The 19204-nt window shown below is 57.5% G+C and carries 18 protein-coding genes; 8 read left to right on the forward strand and 10 right to left on the reverse strand.

What is annotated here, in order from left to right:
- Nucleotides 1-462 precede the first annotated feature (462 nt).
- The gene (locus DSM3645_RS02655) at nt 463-1431 is read right to left on the reverse strand and encodes an acyltransferase family protein (RefSeq protein WP_002650466.1); all 969 of its coding nucleotides are present in this window, start codon (nt 1429-1431) and stop codon (nt 463-465) included.
- A 320-nt stretch (nt 1432-1751) separates the two neighbouring features.
- Between DSM3645_RS02655 and DSM3645_RS02660 the strand changes: the two genes are divergently transcribed.
- From DSM3645_RS02660 to DSM3645_RS02670, 3 genes are all read left to right on the forward strand, one after another.
- On the forward strand, nt 1752-3254 hold the full coding sequence (locus DSM3645_RS02660) for a sulfatase family protein (protein ID WP_002650467.1): 1503 nt from the start codon (nt 1752-1754) through the stop codon (nt 3252-3254).
- A 128-nt stretch (nt 3255-3382) separates the two neighbouring features.
- Complete coding sequence (locus tag DSM3645_RS02665) at nt 3383-4111, forward strand: hypothetical protein (RefSeq protein ID WP_002650469.1); 729 nt, start codon at nt 3383-3385, stop codon at nt 4109-4111.
- An 87-nt stretch (nt 4112-4198) separates the two neighbouring features.
- Nucleotides 4199-5080, forward strand: coding sequence for a sialate O-acetylesterase (locus DSM3645_RS02670; RefSeq protein ID WP_002650470.1), 882 nt, complete (start codon nt 4199-4201; stop codon nt 5078-5080).
- A 195-nt stretch (nt 5081-5275) separates the two neighbouring features.
- Here the strand turns inward: DSM3645_RS02670 and DSM3645_RS02675 are convergent, their stop codons facing one another.
- From DSM3645_RS02675 to DSM3645_RS02690, 3 genes are all read right to left on the reverse strand, one after another.
- On the reverse strand, nt 5276-5614 hold the full coding sequence (locus DSM3645_RS02675; RefSeq protein ID WP_002650471.1) for a four-helix bundle copper-binding protein: 339 nt from the start codon (nt 5612-5614) through the stop codon (nt 5276-5278).
- Nucleotides 5615-5932: 318 nt separating this feature from the next.
- Nucleotides 5933-6613: a class I SAM-dependent methyltransferase gene (locus DSM3645_RS02685; protein WP_002650473.1), complete on the reverse strand. Its 681-nt coding sequence runs from the start codon at nt 6611-6613 to the stop codon at nt 5933-5935.
- Nucleotides 6610-8343 (reverse strand): hypothetical protein, encoded by a 1734-nt coding sequence (locus tag DSM3645_RS02690; protein ID WP_002650474.1) that lies wholly within the window; start codon nt 8341-8343, stop codon nt 6610-6612. The genes DSM3645_RS02685 and DSM3645_RS02690 overlap by 4 nt, the downstream gene beginning before the upstream one ends.
- Before the next feature lie 248 nt (nt 8344-8591).
- On the opposite strand from DSM3645_RS02690, the gene DSM3645_RS02695 reads away from it, so the two are divergent.
- From DSM3645_RS02695 to DSM3645_RS02705, 3 genes are all read left to right on the forward strand, one after another.
- Entirely contained in the window at nt 8592-9245 is a 654-nt protein-coding gene (locus DSM3645_RS02695; protein ID WP_202594917.1) for an RNA polymerase sigma factor, read from the forward strand.
- Entirely contained in the window at nt 9238-10272 is a 1035-nt protein-coding gene (locus DSM3645_RS02700) for a DUF1559 family PulG-like putative transporter (RefSeq protein ID WP_237564742.1), read from the forward strand. The genes DSM3645_RS02695 and DSM3645_RS02700 overlap by 8 nt, the downstream gene beginning before the upstream one ends.
- Nucleotides 10273-10405: 133 nt before the next feature.
- Nucleotides 10406-10657, forward strand: coding sequence for a hypothetical protein (locus tag DSM3645_RS02705; protein ID WP_002650477.1), 252 nt, complete (start codon nt 10406-10408; stop codon nt 10655-10657).
- A 52-nt stretch (nt 10658-10709) separates the two neighbouring features.
- On the opposite strand, the gene DSM3645_RS02710 is transcribed toward DSM3645_RS02705, so the two are convergent.
- The 6 genes from DSM3645_RS02710 to DSM3645_RS02735 form a co-directional block, all read right to left on the reverse strand.
- Nucleotides 10710-11249 (reverse strand): DUF1697 domain-containing protein, encoded by a 540-nt coding sequence (locus tag DSM3645_RS02710; protein WP_002650478.1) that lies wholly within the window; start codon nt 11247-11249, stop codon nt 10710-10712.
- Entirely contained in the window at nt 11246-11866 is a 621-nt protein-coding gene (locus tag DSM3645_RS02715) for a DUF4276 family protein (RefSeq protein WP_002650479.1), read from the reverse strand. Before DSM3645_RS02715 ends, DSM3645_RS02710 begins: the two co-directional genes overlap by 4 nt.
- Nucleotides 11863-13053, reverse strand: coding sequence for an AAA family ATPase (locus DSM3645_RS02720; protein ID WP_002650480.1), 1191 nt, complete (start codon nt 13051-13053; stop codon nt 11863-11865). Before DSM3645_RS02720 ends, DSM3645_RS02715 begins: the two co-directional genes overlap by 4 nt.
- Before the next feature lie 107 nt (nt 13054-13160).
- Complete coding sequence (locus tag DSM3645_RS02725; RefSeq protein WP_002650481.1) at nt 13161-14012, reverse strand: 3'-5' exonuclease; 852 nt, start codon at nt 14010-14012, stop codon at nt 13161-13163.
- Nucleotides 14013-14225: 213 nt separating this feature from the next.
- Nucleotides 14226-15212: an aldo/keto reductase gene (locus tag DSM3645_RS02730; protein WP_040351558.1), complete on the reverse strand. Its 987-nt coding sequence runs from the start codon at nt 15210-15212 to the stop codon at nt 14226-14228.
- 67 nt (nt 15213-15279) lie between these two features.
- Nucleotides 15280-17007 carry a c-type cytochrome gene (locus DSM3645_RS02735; protein ID WP_002650483.1) on the reverse strand — a complete coding sequence of 576 codons (1728 nt, stop codon included), beginning with the start codon at nt 17005-17007 and terminating at the stop codon, nt 15280-15282.
- Nucleotides 17008-17128: 121 nt separating this feature from the next.
- Here DSM3645_RS02735 and DSM3645_RS02740 point away from each other — a divergent pair, with 121 nt between their 5' ends.
- Both DSM3645_RS02740 and DSM3645_RS02745 read left to right on the forward strand, forming a co-directional pair.
- Nucleotides 17129-18070, forward strand: coding sequence for a hypothetical protein (locus DSM3645_RS02740; RefSeq protein ID WP_131282154.1), 942 nt, complete (start codon nt 17129-17131; stop codon nt 18068-18070).
- 77 nt (nt 18071-18147) lie between these two features.
- Nucleotides 18148-19203, forward strand: a complete 1056-nt coding sequence (locus DSM3645_RS02745) for an NAD-dependent epimerase/dehydratase family protein (protein ID WP_002650485.1) — start codon at nt 18148-18150, stop codon at nt 19201-19203.
- The last annotated feature ends 1 nt before the right edge of the window (nt 19204 follow it).

The following is a 19204-nucleotide window of genomic DNA, read 5'->3' on the forward strand; positions in this document are numbered from 1 at the left end:
TTGGGGGGCTTGAGATGGTGGGCTGCTGAGGGATTTCTTTTCCATGGGCGTTGCACAGTTGCTAGGCGAGACTTTGTCGATTGACAAAGCGCACGATCTTCGGGTCGATTGCAGGGTGCGGAAAATCTGATGCGCTCGACGCGATGTCGCGGTTGCGCCGGCGCGACCCTCGAGATCGATCGTCGACCGACCGCCCCATGCCCAGATCGACATCCAGGCAGGCGGAGTAAGCGGATAAAAAAAACGTCGCGGTCCGGTCCAACTGATAAGGCAGTAGGTCTGGCCGTGGCTGACGATAACCAGACCACCGATCTTAACCCACGGCAAGTTAGGCAATCTCGCCAAAAAAACAGAGCGGTCCGGTCCAACCCCCTGGTTCCATACGGATGGCCAAAGCTCCCAAGTTAATGCGCCGGTAGTTTGGGTGACCTGATCGAAAAAAAACACAACGGTCCGGTCCGGTCAGACGGACTCGACTGTCCGGCGACTCGGATAGAGCGACGCAAGTCCCTTGCGCAAATAGGTTTCCATCACATAGAGCACCGCGGCGCCGATCACGGCCCCGGTGGTGCCAAGCAGGAAGACCGGCAGCAGGGCGTTGGGAAACAGCTTGTCGGCCGCCAGGTAGAACGGCACATGCACCAAGTAAAAGTGGTACGAGAGTTCTGACAATTTGGCGATGACCGCTTCAGTATGTTCCGGCAGCGAGAACGGGATTGCCGTCGACAGGATCGCGATTCCGGCGATCGTCACGCAGGCAAAGCCGGGATGGACAGTAAAGGTGAGAACGGCGGCGGCGAGCGCAACCCCCACGGTCAGAAGCGGCGAGGGACGCTTGCCAAGTTGTCCCAGCGACAGCCCGGTCAAAAACGCTAACGTATTTGCGGCGAAGCCTTCGTCCCACCATAGCCAGACGATCGACGCGACGACCAGCAGCGGCAACACGCGGCGATCCAATTTGACGACCGCAGCGAGTAGATAACAGAACAACAGCAGCGAAACAAACCAGAAGTAGACGCCGACAATATCGCCGCGATGCGTCCACCCGACGACGCCGGCCAGCTCGGCGATCACCAGCGACAAGGGCGCCGGTTTGTATTGCACAATATAATTGGCCGACAGGACGCCGGTCACGGCGATCCAGTAGGGCAAGTAAATCCGCGAGAGTCGTTTCGACAACCAACGGACGGCGTGCCCTTGTTGACCTTGCGCGGCTAACAGCCCGCTGATCGCAAAAAAGATCGCGACGCCGATCTGCCCTGGGTCGAGCCCGAGCAGCACCTTCGGCGGCTCACGATCGCAGATCGTGATGATATGTTGCAGCGCCACCAATCCCATTGCCCCCAGCCGCGCAGCATCGAGCCAAACCAAGCGTTCGATCGGCTTGGCCAGCGGCTTATCGGTCACGGTTTCCGTTCGGGAGGCCTTCATTCAACAAACTGCCTAACGCGGAAGAAGTCGCTTGCAACGTTATGGAAAACATAGGTTCCAAAACGGCGCGTTCGCGCCCGCTTGTCGTATGGCTTGTAGCGAATGTGCGGCCCGGTGGCTGGAGGCCCATATCATCCCTGTTTCATCGGCGACATCTTTGGGGGTGGATCGCGATTGCGAAGCGCCGGTCAAAGCGCTGCGAGCAAAGATTGGCGCCGAAAAGCCCCGTGCCCTAAGCATTGCTTGCTCGCTCCGCCGTAGTCGGGCTAGTAAACTAGAAGCTCTCACCATTCTCCGTCTACTTCTGCGGAACACCTGTCATGCACCGTTTCACTTCGCTGCTTTTGTTACTGGTTCTAACCGCCGGCGCGACGGCTGCTGAACTCCCTAACATCGTGATCTTGTACGCCGATGACATGGGCTACGGCGATCTGGGCGCCAACAATCCGGATTCCAAGATTCCAACTCCCCAGCTCGATCGCTTGGCGCGCGAAGGGATGCGTTTTACGGACGCTCATAGCTCGTCCGGCATTTGCACTCCCAGCCGTTACGCGCTGTTGACGGGTCGGTTTCATTGGCGAAAGTTTCACGGCATCGTCAACTCGTTTGACGCGCCGGTGCTCGATCCAGATGAATTGACGATCGCCGAGCTGCTGAAAGACAAAGGATATCGGACGGCCTGCATCGGCAAGTGGCACCTCGGCTGGAACTGGGACGAAATTCGTAACCAAGAGGTGAAGCCGGAAAAGGATCAACGCGGACGCGACATCTATTCGCCTGCGGCGTTCGACTGGTCGAAGCCGATCAGCGGCGGGCCGTTGTCGCACGGATTCGATTATTACTTCGGCGATGACGTGCCGAACTTCCCGCCCTACGCGTGGTTTGAAAATGATCGGGTCATCACCGAGCCGACCGAGCCGCTCAGCATCACGCCGATGACCGCCGAAGGATCGTGGGAAGCGCGTCCCGGTCCGATGGTGAAAGACTGGGATTTTTATCAGGTCGTTCCCCGTTTGACCGAGCGAACGGTCGAGTGGATCGGCCAGCAGAAAGAGGAGCAGGGCCCCTTCTTTTTGTACGTGCCGTTCAACTCGCCCCATGCGCCGATCGTGCCGACCGAAGAGTTTCGCGGTAAGTCGAAAGCAGGCGGCTTTGGCGACTATGTCGTGCAGACCGACGACAGCATCGGCCGCATTTTAACCGCGCTCGACGAAAATGGTTTCGGCGAAAACACGCTGGTGATCTTCACCGCCGACAACGGCGCCGAGCGTTACGCCTACGATCGCGTTCGCAACTTCGATCATTGGAGTTCGGCTCCGCTGCGCGGCGTGAAGCGTGATTTGTACGAAGGGGGACATCATGTCCCGATGGTGGTCAAATGGCCTGGTCACGTGCAGCCCGGCACGACCAGCGATGCGCTGGTCAGTCAAGTCGATGTGTTGGCGAGCGTTGCGGAGATCGCGGGGTTTGAGTTGCCGCAAGACGCTGCGGACGACAGTTACAGTTTGCTGAATGTCTGGAAAGAGAACGATGCGAGCCCGCGTCAGAGCATCGTTCATAACACGATGGCCGGCCGGTTCGCCATCCGTGACGGCGACTGGGTGCTGATCGCCGCGAAGTCGGGCGCTCATAGCAAAGTCCCGGCCTGGTTTGACAAGGCGCGCGGCTATATCGAAGACGATCTGCCAGGCGAGCTGTACAACCTGAAGTTGGACATCGCCCAAAAGCACAATCTGTACGCCGACCAACCAGAGAAGGTGAAAGAGCTGACGGAGCTGATGAATCAGATTCAGGCGGAAGGACAAGTGCGCAAAAAGTCATAGGTCACGCCGTGGCAATGACGCCCGGCGGCAAAGCAATCATGCTCGATCAGATCGCGCAACAAGATTGGCCGCTCGAAATCATGATCGTCGAGTTTTAGAAATCAACCTAGAGAGCAGTGACTCACGCGATGAGCGAATTTGTCAAAACCGTTTTGACGCTGATGCTTATCGGTTCCGTACTGATCGCGTCGATCGCTTGGTGGAATGACCGACCGAATGAAGTAGTTTGGACGGCTCGAATCGGCTTTTCCTTACTTGCAGCGGCGTTGTTCTCTGTATTGATCCGACGCAGGCGCCCGCAAGATCGGGCGACCGATTACTTGGCGGTATTCGGGGCTCGATATTTCAACCGGGATGGATTTTGCTTTGACATCGACGCCAGCGCCGACGATGGCGTTTGCTATCTCGTCATCGCCTATCAAAGTCAATACTCCAAGCGATCCGAGGGGAGAATCGCGATTCGTCCCACATCGGGTTCCTGGATGTCGCGACCGCAATTTGCATCGATCTGCGTCGACCTGGCGATCAACCCCGGGGAGTACGGCGTTCTTCGTCTGCCGGTTCCCGTTTCCAAAAAGCTGCAGGGGAAAACCGTGTCGTTCGAGATCGGAGCAGCGGTCTGTTATCCCGATGGAAAAGGAGAACGGCTGCGCTTTGCTGACGGTGTGCTCCTGCGCGACAATCAAGAGTTTGGCGATACGTTCACGACAGAGGTTATAGACGCGGCGGCGGCAAGTCGGTTTGCTCTGACGAGTCCGGTTGTCATTCGTGTGCTGCTTCCCGCGGAAGTCGCAACTGAATTCAACCGTGACCAAACCATCGAACGCGAAACGGCTTGGACGTATGTTTCGGAATAGGCGTCGTCTACGTGCGCTGTAGCGAGGCGCAGACGGGTCAACTAAAGTGAAGGGCTTCCCGCCCAGCTTCCTATCGGAGTTCTTCCTATGCTCACTTTGCGTTTGTTCGTTGCCATCTTGGTGCTCACTAGCGCTTCGATTGCACTCGCCGCACAGCCGCACGTCTACCTTCTTTCGGGCCAGTCGAACATGCAGGGGATCGGCAAGCTCGCCGATTTGCCAGAGAGCGTACCGCACGAGATGCCGCACGCGTTCTTCTGGAATGGTAAGACGTTCGAACCGCTGGTGCTGGGAAAAACCAAAATCTCGACGAGGGCCGGCGAATTTGGTCCGGAGGTTGGTTTCGCGTTACAGATGGCGAGCGCCGAGCACCCGGTCTATCTGATCAAGTATCACGCGAGCGGGATGCCGCTCTATCATGGTTGGAACGGCGGAACTTGGGCGGGTACCGAGCCGGGGCCGAAGCGCCGCAACTTTTATCCCGGCGCCGCCGCCGCTGATCCGAATGTCGGCACGCTCTATCAACAGATGCTGAAGATGTATCGCACCGGTTTGGCCCAACTCGCCAAGCAAGGGGAAGCGCCGCAGGTGAAAGGTTTTCTTTGGATGCAGGGCGAAATGGACGCCAAAGGGAAAGAGTCGGCCATCACCTATGCCGCGAATCTAAAACGTCTGCGCGATCGTTTGGCCGCTGATCTAAAGCTCGACGCCAACCTACCGATGGTCTATGGCCAAGTGTTGCCGCACGAACCGGCCCATGCTCGTTTCACGCATCGGACCGAAACGCGACAGCAGATGGCCGACGCCGACGCGGACTCCGGCAAACCGGAAGCGATCACCGCCGCCAAAATGGTTTCGACCGACGGTTTTGAAGTTTTGCCAGATACCGTCCACTACAGCGCCGCAGGACAGCTTCGGCTGGGCGAAGCGATGGCGGCAGCGATGAAACCGTTGGTCGAAGCAAAGTAGAGCAGAGCTGGCCGCTATGCTGCTCTATCGGACGAGCGGCCTCTTCGTAGCCCGCTGCGCAAGCGAGGGAAATGCGGTCGGCTGCTTCGAGCCATATTAGAAGCGCCGAGCGATTTTCCCTCGCTCGCGCCTCAGGCTACAAAGAATAGTGGGCGCTTACAACGCTTCATCGCGCACCTTCACCGCTTCGTCCTACTACGCATGCACGCCGCTCATCGTACGGCATTCATGAGCGCAGCGACGACACGCTTCGGCGCACTTTTGACAATGGTCCATTTCATGCTTTTCACACTCGGCGGCGCAGGCGTCGCAGATCTTGGCGCAAACGTCGCAAACTTCTTCGATAAAGAGGGAGCCGCGGCTCATGAATGCGGCCGCCATCCAGCACGCTTCGGCGCAGTCGCGATCGGTTTGAATACACGCGGCCATCGGCGTGACGTCGCTCTCGCGTAAACAAGATTGAGCGCAATGCTCGCACGCATGCGCACAACGAATGCAAGCTTCAATACAATCGCGGAATTTATCAGTCGACATTCTTTTCTCCTTGGGGGACGCCAAGATTGCAAAGTGTTCTGACGCACTTGCGCCGACGGACTTCGATCTGCAAACAACGCGCCAGACTTCCCAATCATCGCGAGATCATCGCAAATCGTTGGCAATAGGAACGATAGGTGCAAGCGGCGGAACGATCGCTTCCCTTGCGGACAAATGAGGATGCGCCGGTGACGACCGCGCTGAACGCTGAGCGGTCGCCGCGCGGTTCGTGCAAATCAACGAACACGAATTCGAGAACTTGAATGCGAAAGAATGAGATTGGTTGGGGAGCGGCGAGTTTGGCAGGTACAGTTGGCCCTACGATTTGCGTGCGGCCCAAGTCCAATGTCGGTCGCTCGTGAGTTGAACGGTCTCGGGGGCGAACCCGAGCGGGGTGATGAGCTCGCGGATCTCATCGAGCGTCAACGCGGCTCGAAGCGAATCGCCAAAGAGTCGGCGCTCGGTTTCGTTGGCGCCGCCGTAGGTTTCTACGAGACGCGTTAGTTCCTCTTCGCTCTGGGGGCGCAGCAAGTCGCGGACGAAGATCATCCCTTGGGGGCGGGTCACGCGGACGATCTCTTGCAACGTCGGCAGCGGATCTTCCAGATGATGCACAATGCTGTTGGAGATCACCAGATCAAACATTTCATTTTCGTAACCGGTGTCAGCCGCATCGATATGCGCCAGCTGAATCCGGTCGAGCATGCCGTCCATGTCGACATTCGCTTTCGCCAAAGTCAGCATCGCCGTCGACATGTCGATCGCCATCACGCGCGCCATCGGCAATTTTTGGCAGAGCGCGATCGGTATCAACGCGGTGCCGGTACCGACATCCAGCACATCATGAAACGAGCCCTCGGTCGCCGAGGGATCGAGCGGGAAGGTGGCGCAGAGGTCCGCGACAAACTGAGCGTTGACCGCCGAATGATCCATCGCGTCGTAGGCGGACGCTTCCTGCGGATTGTCCATCACCTCGTCTTCTAGGATGCGAATGATCATGTCGTCTCTTTCCAATCGTCTGTCGATTCTAACTCGGGCGATTCTTCTGGGCGACAAAAGTGAAAGAGGACCAACACCGCCGCCGCCGATAAATAGGCGGCCAGCATATAGACCGGCGTTTGGCCCGCCGAGGTCGCCGGAAACTGTTCAACCGCCCAAGGCAATACTACCGGGCTGCCCGGCAATGGGGAATGGATCACCCCGAAGAGGGCGAATAGCCCGCATGCGACGAAGAACCCCGCCGCCGTCAGCAAGCGGCGATCAATAATCATCGCCAGCGCTGACGCCCATAGCAAACTGGTCAGGATGAACCCGCCGGACAGCATGCGCAGCGTTTGCAGTTTTACGCCGAGCGGGCCAAAGAAGTTCCCTTGCGAAATCGATTGAATGGTTTCAGCAGAGGCTTTCACCTTGTCGAGTCCCTCGGTGTCGGTCGGCAGTTGCTCAATCGCCGCCAACAATTGCGCCGACTGCCCCAAGTACTGACCCTGAGCATCGTCCACAAAGACCAGCACCAAAGCGGCCAGCGCCGGAACGCAAGCCAGCGATAACGCCGCGTAATGCTTTTTGGAAGTCGCGAGAAAACTTTGCGCGGTGATCTCAAGCCCGATGAAGACCAGGATGGGGAAGACCGTCGACTTGGGAACGAGCCAATAGAGATAGCCGAAGTAACCCAGCGTGCCGGCGCCGCCGACAAAGATGGCGGTGGCCAACACATAAGCGGAACGGCCCCCCATCGCTTTGTACGCTGGGTGCCCGATGTAGGGAGTGGTTTGAATCACGCCGCCGCAAAGTCCGGCGATCAACGTGGCGATCGCTTCGACCAAGATGATGCGGTCGGTGTCGTACTCGTCGCCGACGGCCGCGGCGCTTTCGACGCAATCAATGCCGCCGATGACGGTTCCCAGTGCGAACGGGATCACGACCGGCAGATAATGGAGCGCATCGCCGAACTGGGCGAGCCAGCCAAACCGAAAGACGGCCAACCAGTCAGTCGGCAACAGACCTTCGCGTGGATTAAACGGCATCTCCTCCTGCGCCGCGCCCAAGATCCCAAGCGCCGACATGACGTAATAGATCGTCCCCGCGATCAACAGCGCCGCCAGCGCGCCAGGGATCTGCTTGGGCAAACCAATGCGAGCGACCAAGGTGGTCAAGATAATCGCGAGCGCCGTCATGCCGACGACGGGGTAGTGCATCGCTTCGACAAACGGCAGAAAGCTAATCAGCACCAGCGCCACCGCCGCTAGCGAGCCAAGCAAACCGGCCCGCGGGAGGAACTTGCGAATCCAACCTGATCCGCAGGCGCACAAGACTTTGAACAAGCCGCTGATTACGATCGAGCAAATCCCGATGTGCCACGTATAAACAGCGGCCTCTTCGACATTGAGTTGTAAAATGTGCTGAGCGTGGTTAAAGGCCGGTCCCAATACAAAGAAAACCATGCCAAACGTGCTGGGCGTGTCGAGCCCTAAAGGCATAGCAGTTACATCGTTACGGCCCGTTCTCTTGGCCAGCGCCAGGGCCATAAAGAAGAAGGCCAGGTCCCCGACAAACACTCCAATCGCGGTTCCCGGAGCCATATGCGAGATCGCGAAGTTTGTAGGAAAGTTAAAAACCGTTGCTAGCAGTCCAATCGTCAAAAGCAGATCGGCGATGTTATCTAACATCAAGCCAAAGAACGCGTTAACGTCGCCAGCAGCCGCCCAGCGGGGATGCTTGTTCTTCATTTTTGGCTGCCCTGGCACGGTGTTTGCAATTAGTCCGATCGTGAGTTTAGGAGGCTAGTCGCACGCTGTCAAATCGGCGGATTTTGCTCCATAAGAGCGTTTGCTGCGATCATTCATGGTAGGATGGCCGGCAATCAGATCCGACGACAAGCGAGCGACGATCCAAGAGGACTTCCGGCAGCCCGGAAGAAATCTGGGCCTTTTTGGAATGGATGTCGAACCGTCGCCCACTTGCCGCGTAAGTAATCATGACAGCCACACTTGAAATGACGCAGAGCGCTTCGGAGTTTACCTACCTCGAACCGATGTCCGACGAAGAATTGATTCTCGGATACCGGGAAACGGGGGATCGTGAGCTATTTGAAAGCCTCGTCAACCGTTACGAGCGGGAGTTGTTCAACTACCTCAGGCGCTATTTGAATGACGCAGAAATGGCGGAAGACACGTTTCAGGCCACTTTTTTACAAGTGCACCTGAAGTGTGATTCTTTTGAGGAAGGACGAAGATTCCGTCCTTGGCTCTACACGATCGCCACCAATCAGGCGATCGACGCCCAGCGTCGTTCAAAACGGCATCGGATGGTCAGTTTAGACCGAACCGGTCGCGAAGATTCCGATGACATCGGAGGCTTGGTCGACCTGTTGGTCAGCGGTGAACCGGCTCCTGCCACGCAGATTGACGATGCCGAGCGCGAAATGTACATGCAAGAGGCGGTCAAACAATTGCCGGAAACGTTGCAGGAAGTCGTGATCCTGGTTTACTACCAAGGTCTGAAATACCGCGAAGCGGCTGACATCCTGGGCATTCCGGTGGGAACCGTCAAAAGCCGACTGCATTCCGCCGTTCTCAAGCTGACGGAAGCTTGGAACCGCACTTACGCCAGCAACGACCATGATGCGTGACAATCTACTCGGTTATCTGCTAAACGCCCTCGAAGAGGACGAAGCGCGCGACGTCGAAGTGATGGCCGAGCGCTCCCCGGAAACCCAACAACAGTTACAGCGACTTCAGTCGCACGTCGATCTGCTGGAAAACAGCTGGGTCGATGTCGCTCCGCCCGCCGGATTAGCCGCGCGGGCTTGTGCGTTTCTTGATACGCCGGTTGGTCGCAAATCTTCATCTGCCGAAAGCTCTGCGGCGGCGACGAAGGAACTGGATGAGACGCCGATGGAGGATCGTCCCATCGCCAAAGGTAGCCGCGCATTTGGCGCGCTGACCTCTGAGTCATCGCGGTTCACCATGGCCGATATGTTGGTCGCCGCCGGCGCTTGCCTGGCCGCGGCAGTCATCTTCTTCCCGGCTTTGGCCAGCAGTCGCATGTTGGCGTCCCGTTTGCAGTGCGAAAACAACCTGCATCAAGTCGGCATGGCGCTGCACGAGTTCGCCTATCAAAACAAGCAGCAATCCTATCCCGCGATCGACACCGATGGCCCCGCCGACTTTGCCGGATCGTTTGGTCTGCCGCTGGTCGAGCAAGGCTTTTTGAAATCGCCCGAGTATCTGAGCTGTGCGGCCAATCGCCCAAAGAACGACAAGTTCCGCTTGCCGACGCTCCAAGAAGTCGCCCAGGCCGCGCCGGACAAAATTCCTGGTCTCCACTCCAATTTTGAACTGGTCTACAACTACAACCTTGGTTCGCAGAAGAACGGCCGGGTCATCCCGCCGAGAATGCAGGGCCGCTCCGATTATCCGGTCGCATCGGATATCGTGCGTGTGGGGGACAAGGGAAATCTCGCCCCCAACGGACACGGAGTAACCGGGGTCAATATTCTCTTCGATGATGGCCGCGTCGAATTCATCCGCTTGGATGAGATTCCGGAACTGGTCCGTCAGTACTATTTCAACGACCTGGGCAAAGTGGAAGCCGGCGTCAACGAGAACGATCCCGTCCTCGGCAGCGGCTTCACCAAGGCGCTCGCAGGGCGCTAAGTTCTGGCGAATTCAGAAAAATAACGGAATTGAACGTTACATAAACGTAGATTCCAGATAGATTAGGGGAGCTTCGCCCAAGCGAGGTTGCTCATCCCCCCCGGAATTCTTAGCTTTTTTCGATTGATACACCATGCGCCGCACCGGCGAATCGACGACGATTTATTCGCGTACGTTGCTGATCCAAGACTCTTTACGGCTTGGTTTCTTCATCGGCGCTGGGCTCGGCATTTTGGCCGGCGCAGCGTTCGGCGTCTATCTGCATGAAAACCTCCTCTGCCAAGCGATCGGCCTCGGCCTCGGCGGCAGTCTGGGTTCGCTGAATGGCTGGAGAGTGGGACTAAAGCGAGCCCGGTTGGCGGCCCAGCAGGTCTCGGTTGGGTAGAGATTCTCGCGGCGATTTGCTTGCGTGAGCAGCAGGTCGTTACTTGGGTGGTTCACTTACCAGCCAACTCCAACATCTTGCTTACCGTCCGCCAATTGCGGGCCGTCGTCGCCACGCCGAGATGTCGATCCACCTTCTCTGCTAATTTGGAGCGGCCAATTCCACTCGGTGCATGCAAATAAAAGAGATTGCCGGCGAGCAAAAAAGATTCGTCCGCGGCTGTCAACTTTTCGAGCGCCGCCAGGTCTGGCTTCTTCGCCGGCGCCGTCAGAAAGAAGAAGTGGAGCGACTTGGGATCGTCCTGCGCCGCGGGAAAAGGATTCGCCGCGACGATCGCTTCCAGCTGATGTTGCTCCAGCAACAGCACCAGCGGGGCAAATCCTTTATTGGCTTCGATCGCCGCAGTGATCTCGGCCGCCAGCTTGCCGCGGTTCCGCTGCTTACAGTCGAACGCCGCGTTGCCGCTTTGGATGTAGGTTTTGACGTTGGTGCAGCCGAGTGATTCTAGAATCGCGATAAGTTCCTGCATCGGCAACTTGTGTTTGCCGCCGACGTTGATCCCGCGTAAGAAGGCCAGGTAGCTGGGCATCATGTTTCTTTTGCTTGGGCCAAGTCCAACATCGTATTGAGCATACGGCGTAGATAGGGACATTTGTCGGCAGCGACGGCTGGATCAAGATTGCCAAAGAGTTGCGAACCGTCTAGCGTCTTTCGGTACTCTCGGTTCGTTCGCCGATATGTCTCTTTCAGCAGATGCCCTGGCGGGCGATTAAAGTTGATCTGTTCCGGAGGCCGCAACGCCCCAAATAAGTCTTGGACGTTTCTCGGAAAGATCGCCGGATCACTGAACAACCATGCTTCGATTTCGTGGACGGCGAAAAACATTCGAAATCGATCAGAACCAACCACGTTTTCGAAATGGTCAACGCCCCATTCGTAACGTTCAGCAGCGCTGTTTTTGTCCGCGGGATAGAAGTCCGGCCCATACAAGTCGAGAAGTCCAATTACCGCGATGATTTCCTGTTCGTCACGGCCGCGCAGATAGTTGGCCGTTCTCGTGGCGATTTGACGGAGAAAATTACCGTGGCCATCCAGCATCTTGACGTCGATACCAACGGGTCGCGAAAGTTGCGGATCGAGCCAGCGCTTTAAGAATGGCTTGAGAATATTTCCCTCGGTCCGTCCTTCGACCACCATGACGAACTTCATTGCATCGTCTCAAGCTCATTGCTGCGGAACAGTTCACCCAGCGTGTATTGCTTCAACCAATGGTCAAGTTCATCCTTGTCGAGAACGCGCAGTTGCGTTTCACCATTAACGCGCTCAGCAACCGTGGTCGTTGGCGCTTCTTTGCCAAAGGCACTAAGAAACTCGGCGGAATGTGTTGTAAAAATCACCTGGGATTTTGTTGAGCATTGACGAGCCAAATCGACGATCACGGGGAACATCGATGGGTGTAGCCCTGTTTCCGGTTCGTCAATCGCGATTAACGGCGGCGGTTCTGGATTGGCCAAGATCGCGATCAGAAAGAGAAATCGCAGCGTCCCGTCGGAGAGGTCAGCGGCGGATTGCTCTCGCTTTAAGCTCTTCCAACGAATTCGCATTTGAATCCGCTGGTCAGCCGCTGGCGGAAACACGAGTCGATCGTAGTCATCGCCAAAGGCAATCCGCATTGCAGCATCGAGTTCCTTTTCAAAATCGCGATTGCTGCTATAGAGGGTATGCAGTACGGAAATCAAGTTTTGTCCGTCGGAGTCTACTTGCGTGTCTGATCGGGTAACCTGAGCTAGGCGAAGCGGCGCATTGCGATTGGTTGGAATGCTTTGGTAGACGCAACTTTCAGCCAGGAACTTTTGGAGTTTCTTTAGGATCGGGTGCACTGAAAACTGGCCACTCGCAATAGGTAGGAGCGATTCTATGGGGCTGAGTTCGTTGGTTTCGATAAACTCGACATCCTTCATTTCTCTATTGCGGACAATCGAATTCTCTGGATCTCGCTGAAGTAATCGAAATATACCAAGCGAGTCATCGCTTCGGTTTTCAGATAGACTCTCTTCTCCGATTAGAAAAGTTCGGAGCGAAGGAATTCGTAATAACGACAGCAGATAAGAAATGGATGTTGAGGCTTGTTCAACTGGGTTTGAGGGACTTTGTAGTCGTATTTTAAAAGCGATCCCGTCAGCGCTGCCGTCGAAAACGATAGAGTCCATTCCTCCTTCGCGCAGCACAAACTTTTCCAGTCGCTCACCCGCCGCGGCACTCAACATCTCCAGCGCGCGCAGCAAATTCGACTTCCCACTAGCATTTGGCCCAATCACCACGTTCAAATCGCCAGGGCGCCATGACTGAGATTTCAGCGAGCGGAAGCCTTCGATGTCGAGCTGGACGATTTTCACCGGTGTTTATCCCAACGGAAAGTAGCGTACGAAACAAAAGCTCCAAGCGTGTAAAACTCCATCCCCTTGTTAATTATGGCTTACAACGGGAGTGAAGGCTACGTCGACTAGGCTTCCGGCTGGCTCGATTCTTCTTCTGGTGGCTCCTCCCAAGGATTCTCCCAGCGTCCCCAGCCGGCGAGATACTCTTGGAAGACCGTGATTTCGGCGGCTCGTTCTTCGAGCCAGGTTTTTGTTTGCTCGATCAACGCTTGTTCCCGCTCGAGCGTGATCATTCCCAGCAAGACGGCCGTTCGTAGAAAGACGAAATAGGTGTCAAGCACGTCGCAGCGGCAGTAGTCGTTGATCTCGGCCAAGCGGCCTTCGTCGTAGAGATCTTGGACCATGTTTCCTTCGATTCCCATCTTGCCGGGCTTGCCGAGCAAGTTGGCCGCCAGGTTCAAGCCGCCGGTGAACCGCGTCGCGCCGTAGTTGGTCAGCACGTCATGCAGATCAAAATGAGCGTCGACGTTATAGCGATTGCGGGGGAGCTCAAAGCTTTTGCCGTGCATCTGAAACCACTCCGGCACGCTGATCCCAAAGCGGAACGCGGCCAGTTCAAGCAGCGGCACGTCGAACGAGCGGCCGTTGAACGTCACGAAGGTCGGCTTGCGATACGCTTTCCAGCCGCGCCAGAAGTTCTCGGCGATCACCGGCGGGCGAAAATTCGGCTCGTCGAGCAGCACCTGATCGACCAGATTGAACTCGGCGTCAACCTTGGCGATTGCGACCGAAACCGGCATTTGAAACGTGTAGGGAATAAAGTCGGAACCCTTGTCGGCCATCAGCTCGGCGCGAAAGCGGGCGATCGCCTCGGCGGGGGAGAGCCCTTCGCCGGGATACTTGATCTTCGCGACCAGCGCCCCATCGGCGACGCTCTCGATATCGAAAACGAAATAGCGAATCGGATTGCCGTTCATCGTGCGAGTCCTTCCTGCAAAGTATCCGACGTGCAGATTACCAGATTCGCAAGCAGGGGGCGAGGAAGGCTTGCGGAAAGCGGCGCCAGAAGGTCATGGCCGTCGCCTCAGGCGCGCGCTGTAGGGTCCGCTGTACGGACCAACCGAGTTGCTAAGCCACTTGCAAGCTGTAGCAAACTTCGCTGGTTCGCACAGCGGACCCTACGGCTGCAACTATCGCATCGGCATCACTTCGCGCGGGGTATAGCAGCTTTCCAGCGTCTCCAGTTCTTCGTCGGTTAGCACAATCTCAATCGCCGCTAATGCGTCTTCCAGATGATGCGGTTTCGACGCGCCGATGATTGGCGCCGTGACTGCAGGATTGCTCATCACCCAGGCCAATGCGATCTGGGCCATCGAAACTTCACGACTGGCGGCGATTGCTTCGACCGTATCGATGATCGGTTGGTCGATATCGGCTGTTTTGCCGAACAGCTTGTCGCCATAATCGTCATTGTTCGCTCGGGTGGTCGTTTGTTGATCGCTCCAGGGGCGGGTCAACTTGCCGCGGGCCATCGGGCTCCAGGGAATCACGCCGACTCCTTCTTCTTCACACAGCGGCAGCATCTCGCGCTCTTCTTCGCGATAGAGCAAGCTGTACTGCGGCTGCATCGTCGCGAAGCGGGTCCAACCGCCGGCGTCGGCCAGATAAAGGGATTTGGCGAATTGCCAGGCGAACATCGACGACGCGCCGAGATAACGAACCTTGCCCGATTTCACCACGTCATGCAGCGCTTCGAGCGTCTCTTCGATCGGCGTGTCGTAGTCCCAGCGATGAATCTGGTAGAGATCGATATAGTCGGTCCCCAGTCGTCGCAGACTGTCGTCGACCGCCGTGAAGATCGCTTTGCGTGACAAGCCGCCGGCGTTGGGCCGCTTCTTCCAAGAGAAGAAAACCTTGGTCGCGATCACGACTTCATCGCGGGGCGCGAAATCTTTGAGCGCCTGGCCGACGATCTCTTCGCTGGTTCCGGCCGAGTACGCGTTGGCCGTATCAAAAAAGTTGATGCCGGCGTCCCACGCTTTTTGCAAAAAGGGACGGCTTTGCTGCTCGTCCAGCGACCAAGGATGTGCTCCTTGATCGGGAACCCCGTAGGTCATGCAGCCGAGACACAGGGGCGAAACCTTTAGGCCGGTATTGCCGAGTTGGGCGTAGTTCATTGCAGGGCTCCTGGCGGGATTTCGATACAGATAGACGTACCGATTAGATGCGGCGAATCCGTCAGGGTTACAAGCTGCGCAGAAACGCGATCAGGGCGGCCTGCTCGTTGTCGCTGAGATCACGCGGTTGTTGATGTTTTTGCCCGACGATCACCTCTTCCAACGTTTCGCAGCGGCGATCATGGAAGTAGGGGCCGCGATGGCCGACGCCGCGGAGGGAAGGAGGATTAAACGCTTCGTTCCCCTTTTTGTCATGCATGCCGACGTCATAGACATCAGGCGTCGTGTACGTGGGCGGAGCATGGCATCCCACGCAGCTCAGCTCGGTGAAGAGCGCCTTGCCGGCGGCGACTTGGGCGTCGTCGCGCGTTTGTTGCAACTCGTCAATCGGCGGAGGGAGCGCCAGCGTTTCCAGAAACGAGGCCAGATGATTCGCTTCTACTGCGCTGATGTCCTCTCCCTGCATCGTCTGCGTGATCGACTTGTGAATTTGAACCTGCAGCGTGTCGCTCTTGCCGAGCCAACCATAGGGCGCCGTATCGCTTTGGCTTAGCAGCGAGAGGACGCGTTTCGGCGCTCCATACGACTCGTCGCTTAGATTGTCGTTGGCCAGGCCGTTGGCGTGTCCGTCGGTATGGCAGCTGTGACAGGACATCCAGCCTTCCATCGAAAGCCCGCGATAGAAGATCGCTTCCCCTTTTTCCTCGGGCGTACGTTCACGCTGCGGACCGAGCGAGATCGTTCCGATCCGTTGGCGTCGTTTAACGTTGACGATCGAGATCGTATCGTCCAGCGAGTCGGCGACGTAAACCAGCTTTTGGTCGGCCGAGAAAATCACATCGGTCGGACGCTGGCCGACCTTCACGCGCCAGATGCCATACGCGTGATCTTTACCGATCGCGATTTGATTCGTCGCGCCCATCGAGACGGCATAGTCGTCCGTCGTCGCGATCGCGATGCTGGTTGGGTCTCCGCTGCCGCGACCCGGCTCACCGATCGAGTGCATCCGGTTCCCTTCGTAGAGATCGGCGTCTTGTTTGACCAGCGCGTCGACTGCGAGCCAACGAATGTCGTTGGACATCACCATGCCCCAGTGAATATCATTCTCGTTGGTGAAAGCGAGTTCGCTGAGCATCTGATGCGCCAGCGCCACGCTTTCTCCATCATCGGCGGGCTGCATCCGCTGGATGTTATGGGCCGGAAATTGGTTGATCGCCTGCACTTCGAAATCACCGGTCGACAACGCCGCCAGGTTGCCGGCGAACGCATCGGCGACGATCAAAACGTTTCGCTCTGGCAACAGCAAGAGTTCGCGCGGAGCGAAGGGGAGCGTCAGTCGCTTCGTTTCGCGCCATTGGTTCGCTTGTTTTTCCAGACGGGTCATTTGCTTCGGCCAGAGCGAACTGACATAGATCACGTCGCCGTCGAGGGTCGCGGCGGTTCGCTGCGGATAGGCGGGAACCGGGATTTGCTCGACGACCGTAATCTGATCGTCGATCAGCGCGATCTCAATGACTTCGTGGGCGATCGGATCGGTCAACAGAAAGTGATCGCCGGGTAGGGTGGTGAGCGAGGTGACGCTTTGTCCGACCCGGAATTCACCGATGGTTTTGTGCGTTGTTAGGTCAATCAGCGAGACGCTGCCGCTCTTCTGATTGGCGGTTAGCAGACGATCGCCGGCGTGCGACAAGGCCAGGCGTTGCGGCTGACGCAGATCGGCTCGCTGAAGATCGAGCGAATTTGCGCCGATAACAGCGGAGACGACCAACAGAGAAATCGTGGCAAGGCCGAACATACGGCATATACTTCCGGAAGGAGCGAAGGCGGGAGCTTTCAGTTTCCCACAGGCTTCCGCCGGTCACAAGAGAAGTTGTCGCGTCAATCGAGCCGACGGCCGCCGGTGAAGCGGCAAAATCGTGACATCACCCCTATTTTTACGAGATTTAGCGTTGAGCGACATCGCGGCGATCCGAGACGTACTCAGCCGGTTTTGGCGGCTCCGCATTGCTGTGGCCGGCGATTTGACCCTCTGTCGGACGTTGCAAGTAACCGACGCAGGGCTCGTTATTAAGTCCGAAGAGACGATCGGGGGCATCGGCCGAGTGCTGGCGGCCCTTTGCGAGCTAACGGTTCAAATCCGGGCCGCGGTGACCGTCGTCGGGGATGACGGGGTCTGGTACGAACTCAAGGAACGCTTTGCTGAGCTTACCTTTTCAGCCGACTATCTGCAGAGCGATAGCCGCTGGACGACCCCGGTCGACTATCAAATCAGCGAAGCCGGCGCAGCGCGGCGTTGGCGACTACGGCATGAGGGGGCGCTCGACGAGGCTTTGTCGCTGCCGCTGCAAATGCAACTGCGAGCCGCTTGCCGACAGCATGACGGGTTGGTGATCGTCGATCGGGGGCCGACCTTCGAGGCGAGCGTGATCGACGACGAGATCCGCCGTGTGGCGCGGCATATCGCCGAACAAGACGCGCGGAAGGGGCTAATCGCGTGGAGCGACGCTCCGCTCGGTCAGTTCGCCGGTTGGTGGCGCTATCTAGAGCCGGAAGATCTGCCTGTTTCGATCGCAAACAACGACCTCAGAGCTATCACTGCGGCGGCGATGGAGCACCGGGAGACCTATTTTGTGCGGACCAAGTCGGGGCTGATCGTCGCAGCGCCAGACCAGACGGCGCAGCTGCTGCCGGCGCAGGTTACCGCCGATTTCTCTCCAGAGGCTATTTTGGCGACGATCGCTGCAGCGGGGATCGCCGGAGCCGACCCGCTGACTGCGGCCCAGATCGGCGCCGCGGCTGCGACGATCGCCGGATCTGTCACTTCGGGCGCAATTGCGGCGAAGATCGAGAAAAAATAGCGTTTTGGAGTTGCGGCAAGTATCATCAAGCGGCGTCCTGGTCCGTTCCCAAGCTCTGACCTCCTGGAGACATCACTTTGACCGTTCTCGTTACCGGTGCGACCGGTCTGGTCGGCAATAATGTCGTCAGACGCCTATTGGGCGACGGACGAAAGGTGCGCGTGGTGGTTCGCTCCGAGCGTTCGACTGTGCCGATCGATGATCTTGATTTGGAGATCGTCGCCGGAGACATCTGTGATCGCGACAGCCTGCGAGCCGCGGTGCGCGGCGTTGATCTGGTGATCCACTGCGCTGGCTACGTCCATATCGGTTGGACCGGCAAAGAGGCTGCCGAAGAGGTCAACGTGGGCGGAACGCAAAGTATTGCGATCGTGGCGCGCGAAGCCGGCGCCAAGATGGTGCATGTTTCGAGCGTCGATACGTTGGGCGCAGGACTACGCGATAAGTTGGCCGATGAAGATACGAGACAAGTCTATAATCCGCCGATTCCGTATGTGGTGACCAAGACCGCCGGAGAAGCGGAAGTTCGCCGCCAGGTAGACCTCGGTCTCGACGCGGTGATCGTCAATCCAGGCTTTATGTTGGGGCCTTGGGATTGGAAGCCGTCGAGCGGACGAATGCTGATCGAAGTGGCCAAGGGGAAACCGCCGTTAGCGCCGCGCGGCGGCACCACCGTTTGCGACGTACGGGATGTGGCCGAAGGTATCTTATTGGCCAGTGAAAAAGGTCGTCGCGGCGCGAACTATATTCTGGGCGGCGAGAACATGACCTACTTGGAACTTTGGAAGCTATTCGCCGAGGTCGCCAAAATCCCCAAGCCGATTTGCCGGATGGGGCCGTTGATGGTGTTGGGCGCGGGACTGGTCGGAGACGTCTGGAGCAAGCTCACGGGGACCGAGGGAACGGTCAATTCGGCCGCAATGAAGATGTCAGGCGTCTATCACTATTATTCAAGCCGTCGAGCCGAAGAAGAATTAGGCTATCACTGCCGACCGGCGAGGACATCGATCAGCGACGCCTGGGAGTGGTTCCAAGCACATGGCTACACGAAAAAACTTCCGCCTGAGCAAGAGCGAATGAAAGCTGCGACCGCCGCCACCGTGACCAAGCCTAGCTCTCAGGCGATCCAATAAC

It is taken from the genome of Blastopirellula marina DSM 3645 (genome assembly GCF_000153105.1).
GTDB lineage: Bacteria > Planctomycetota > Planctomycetia > Pirellulales > Pirellulaceae > Blastopirellula > Blastopirellula marina.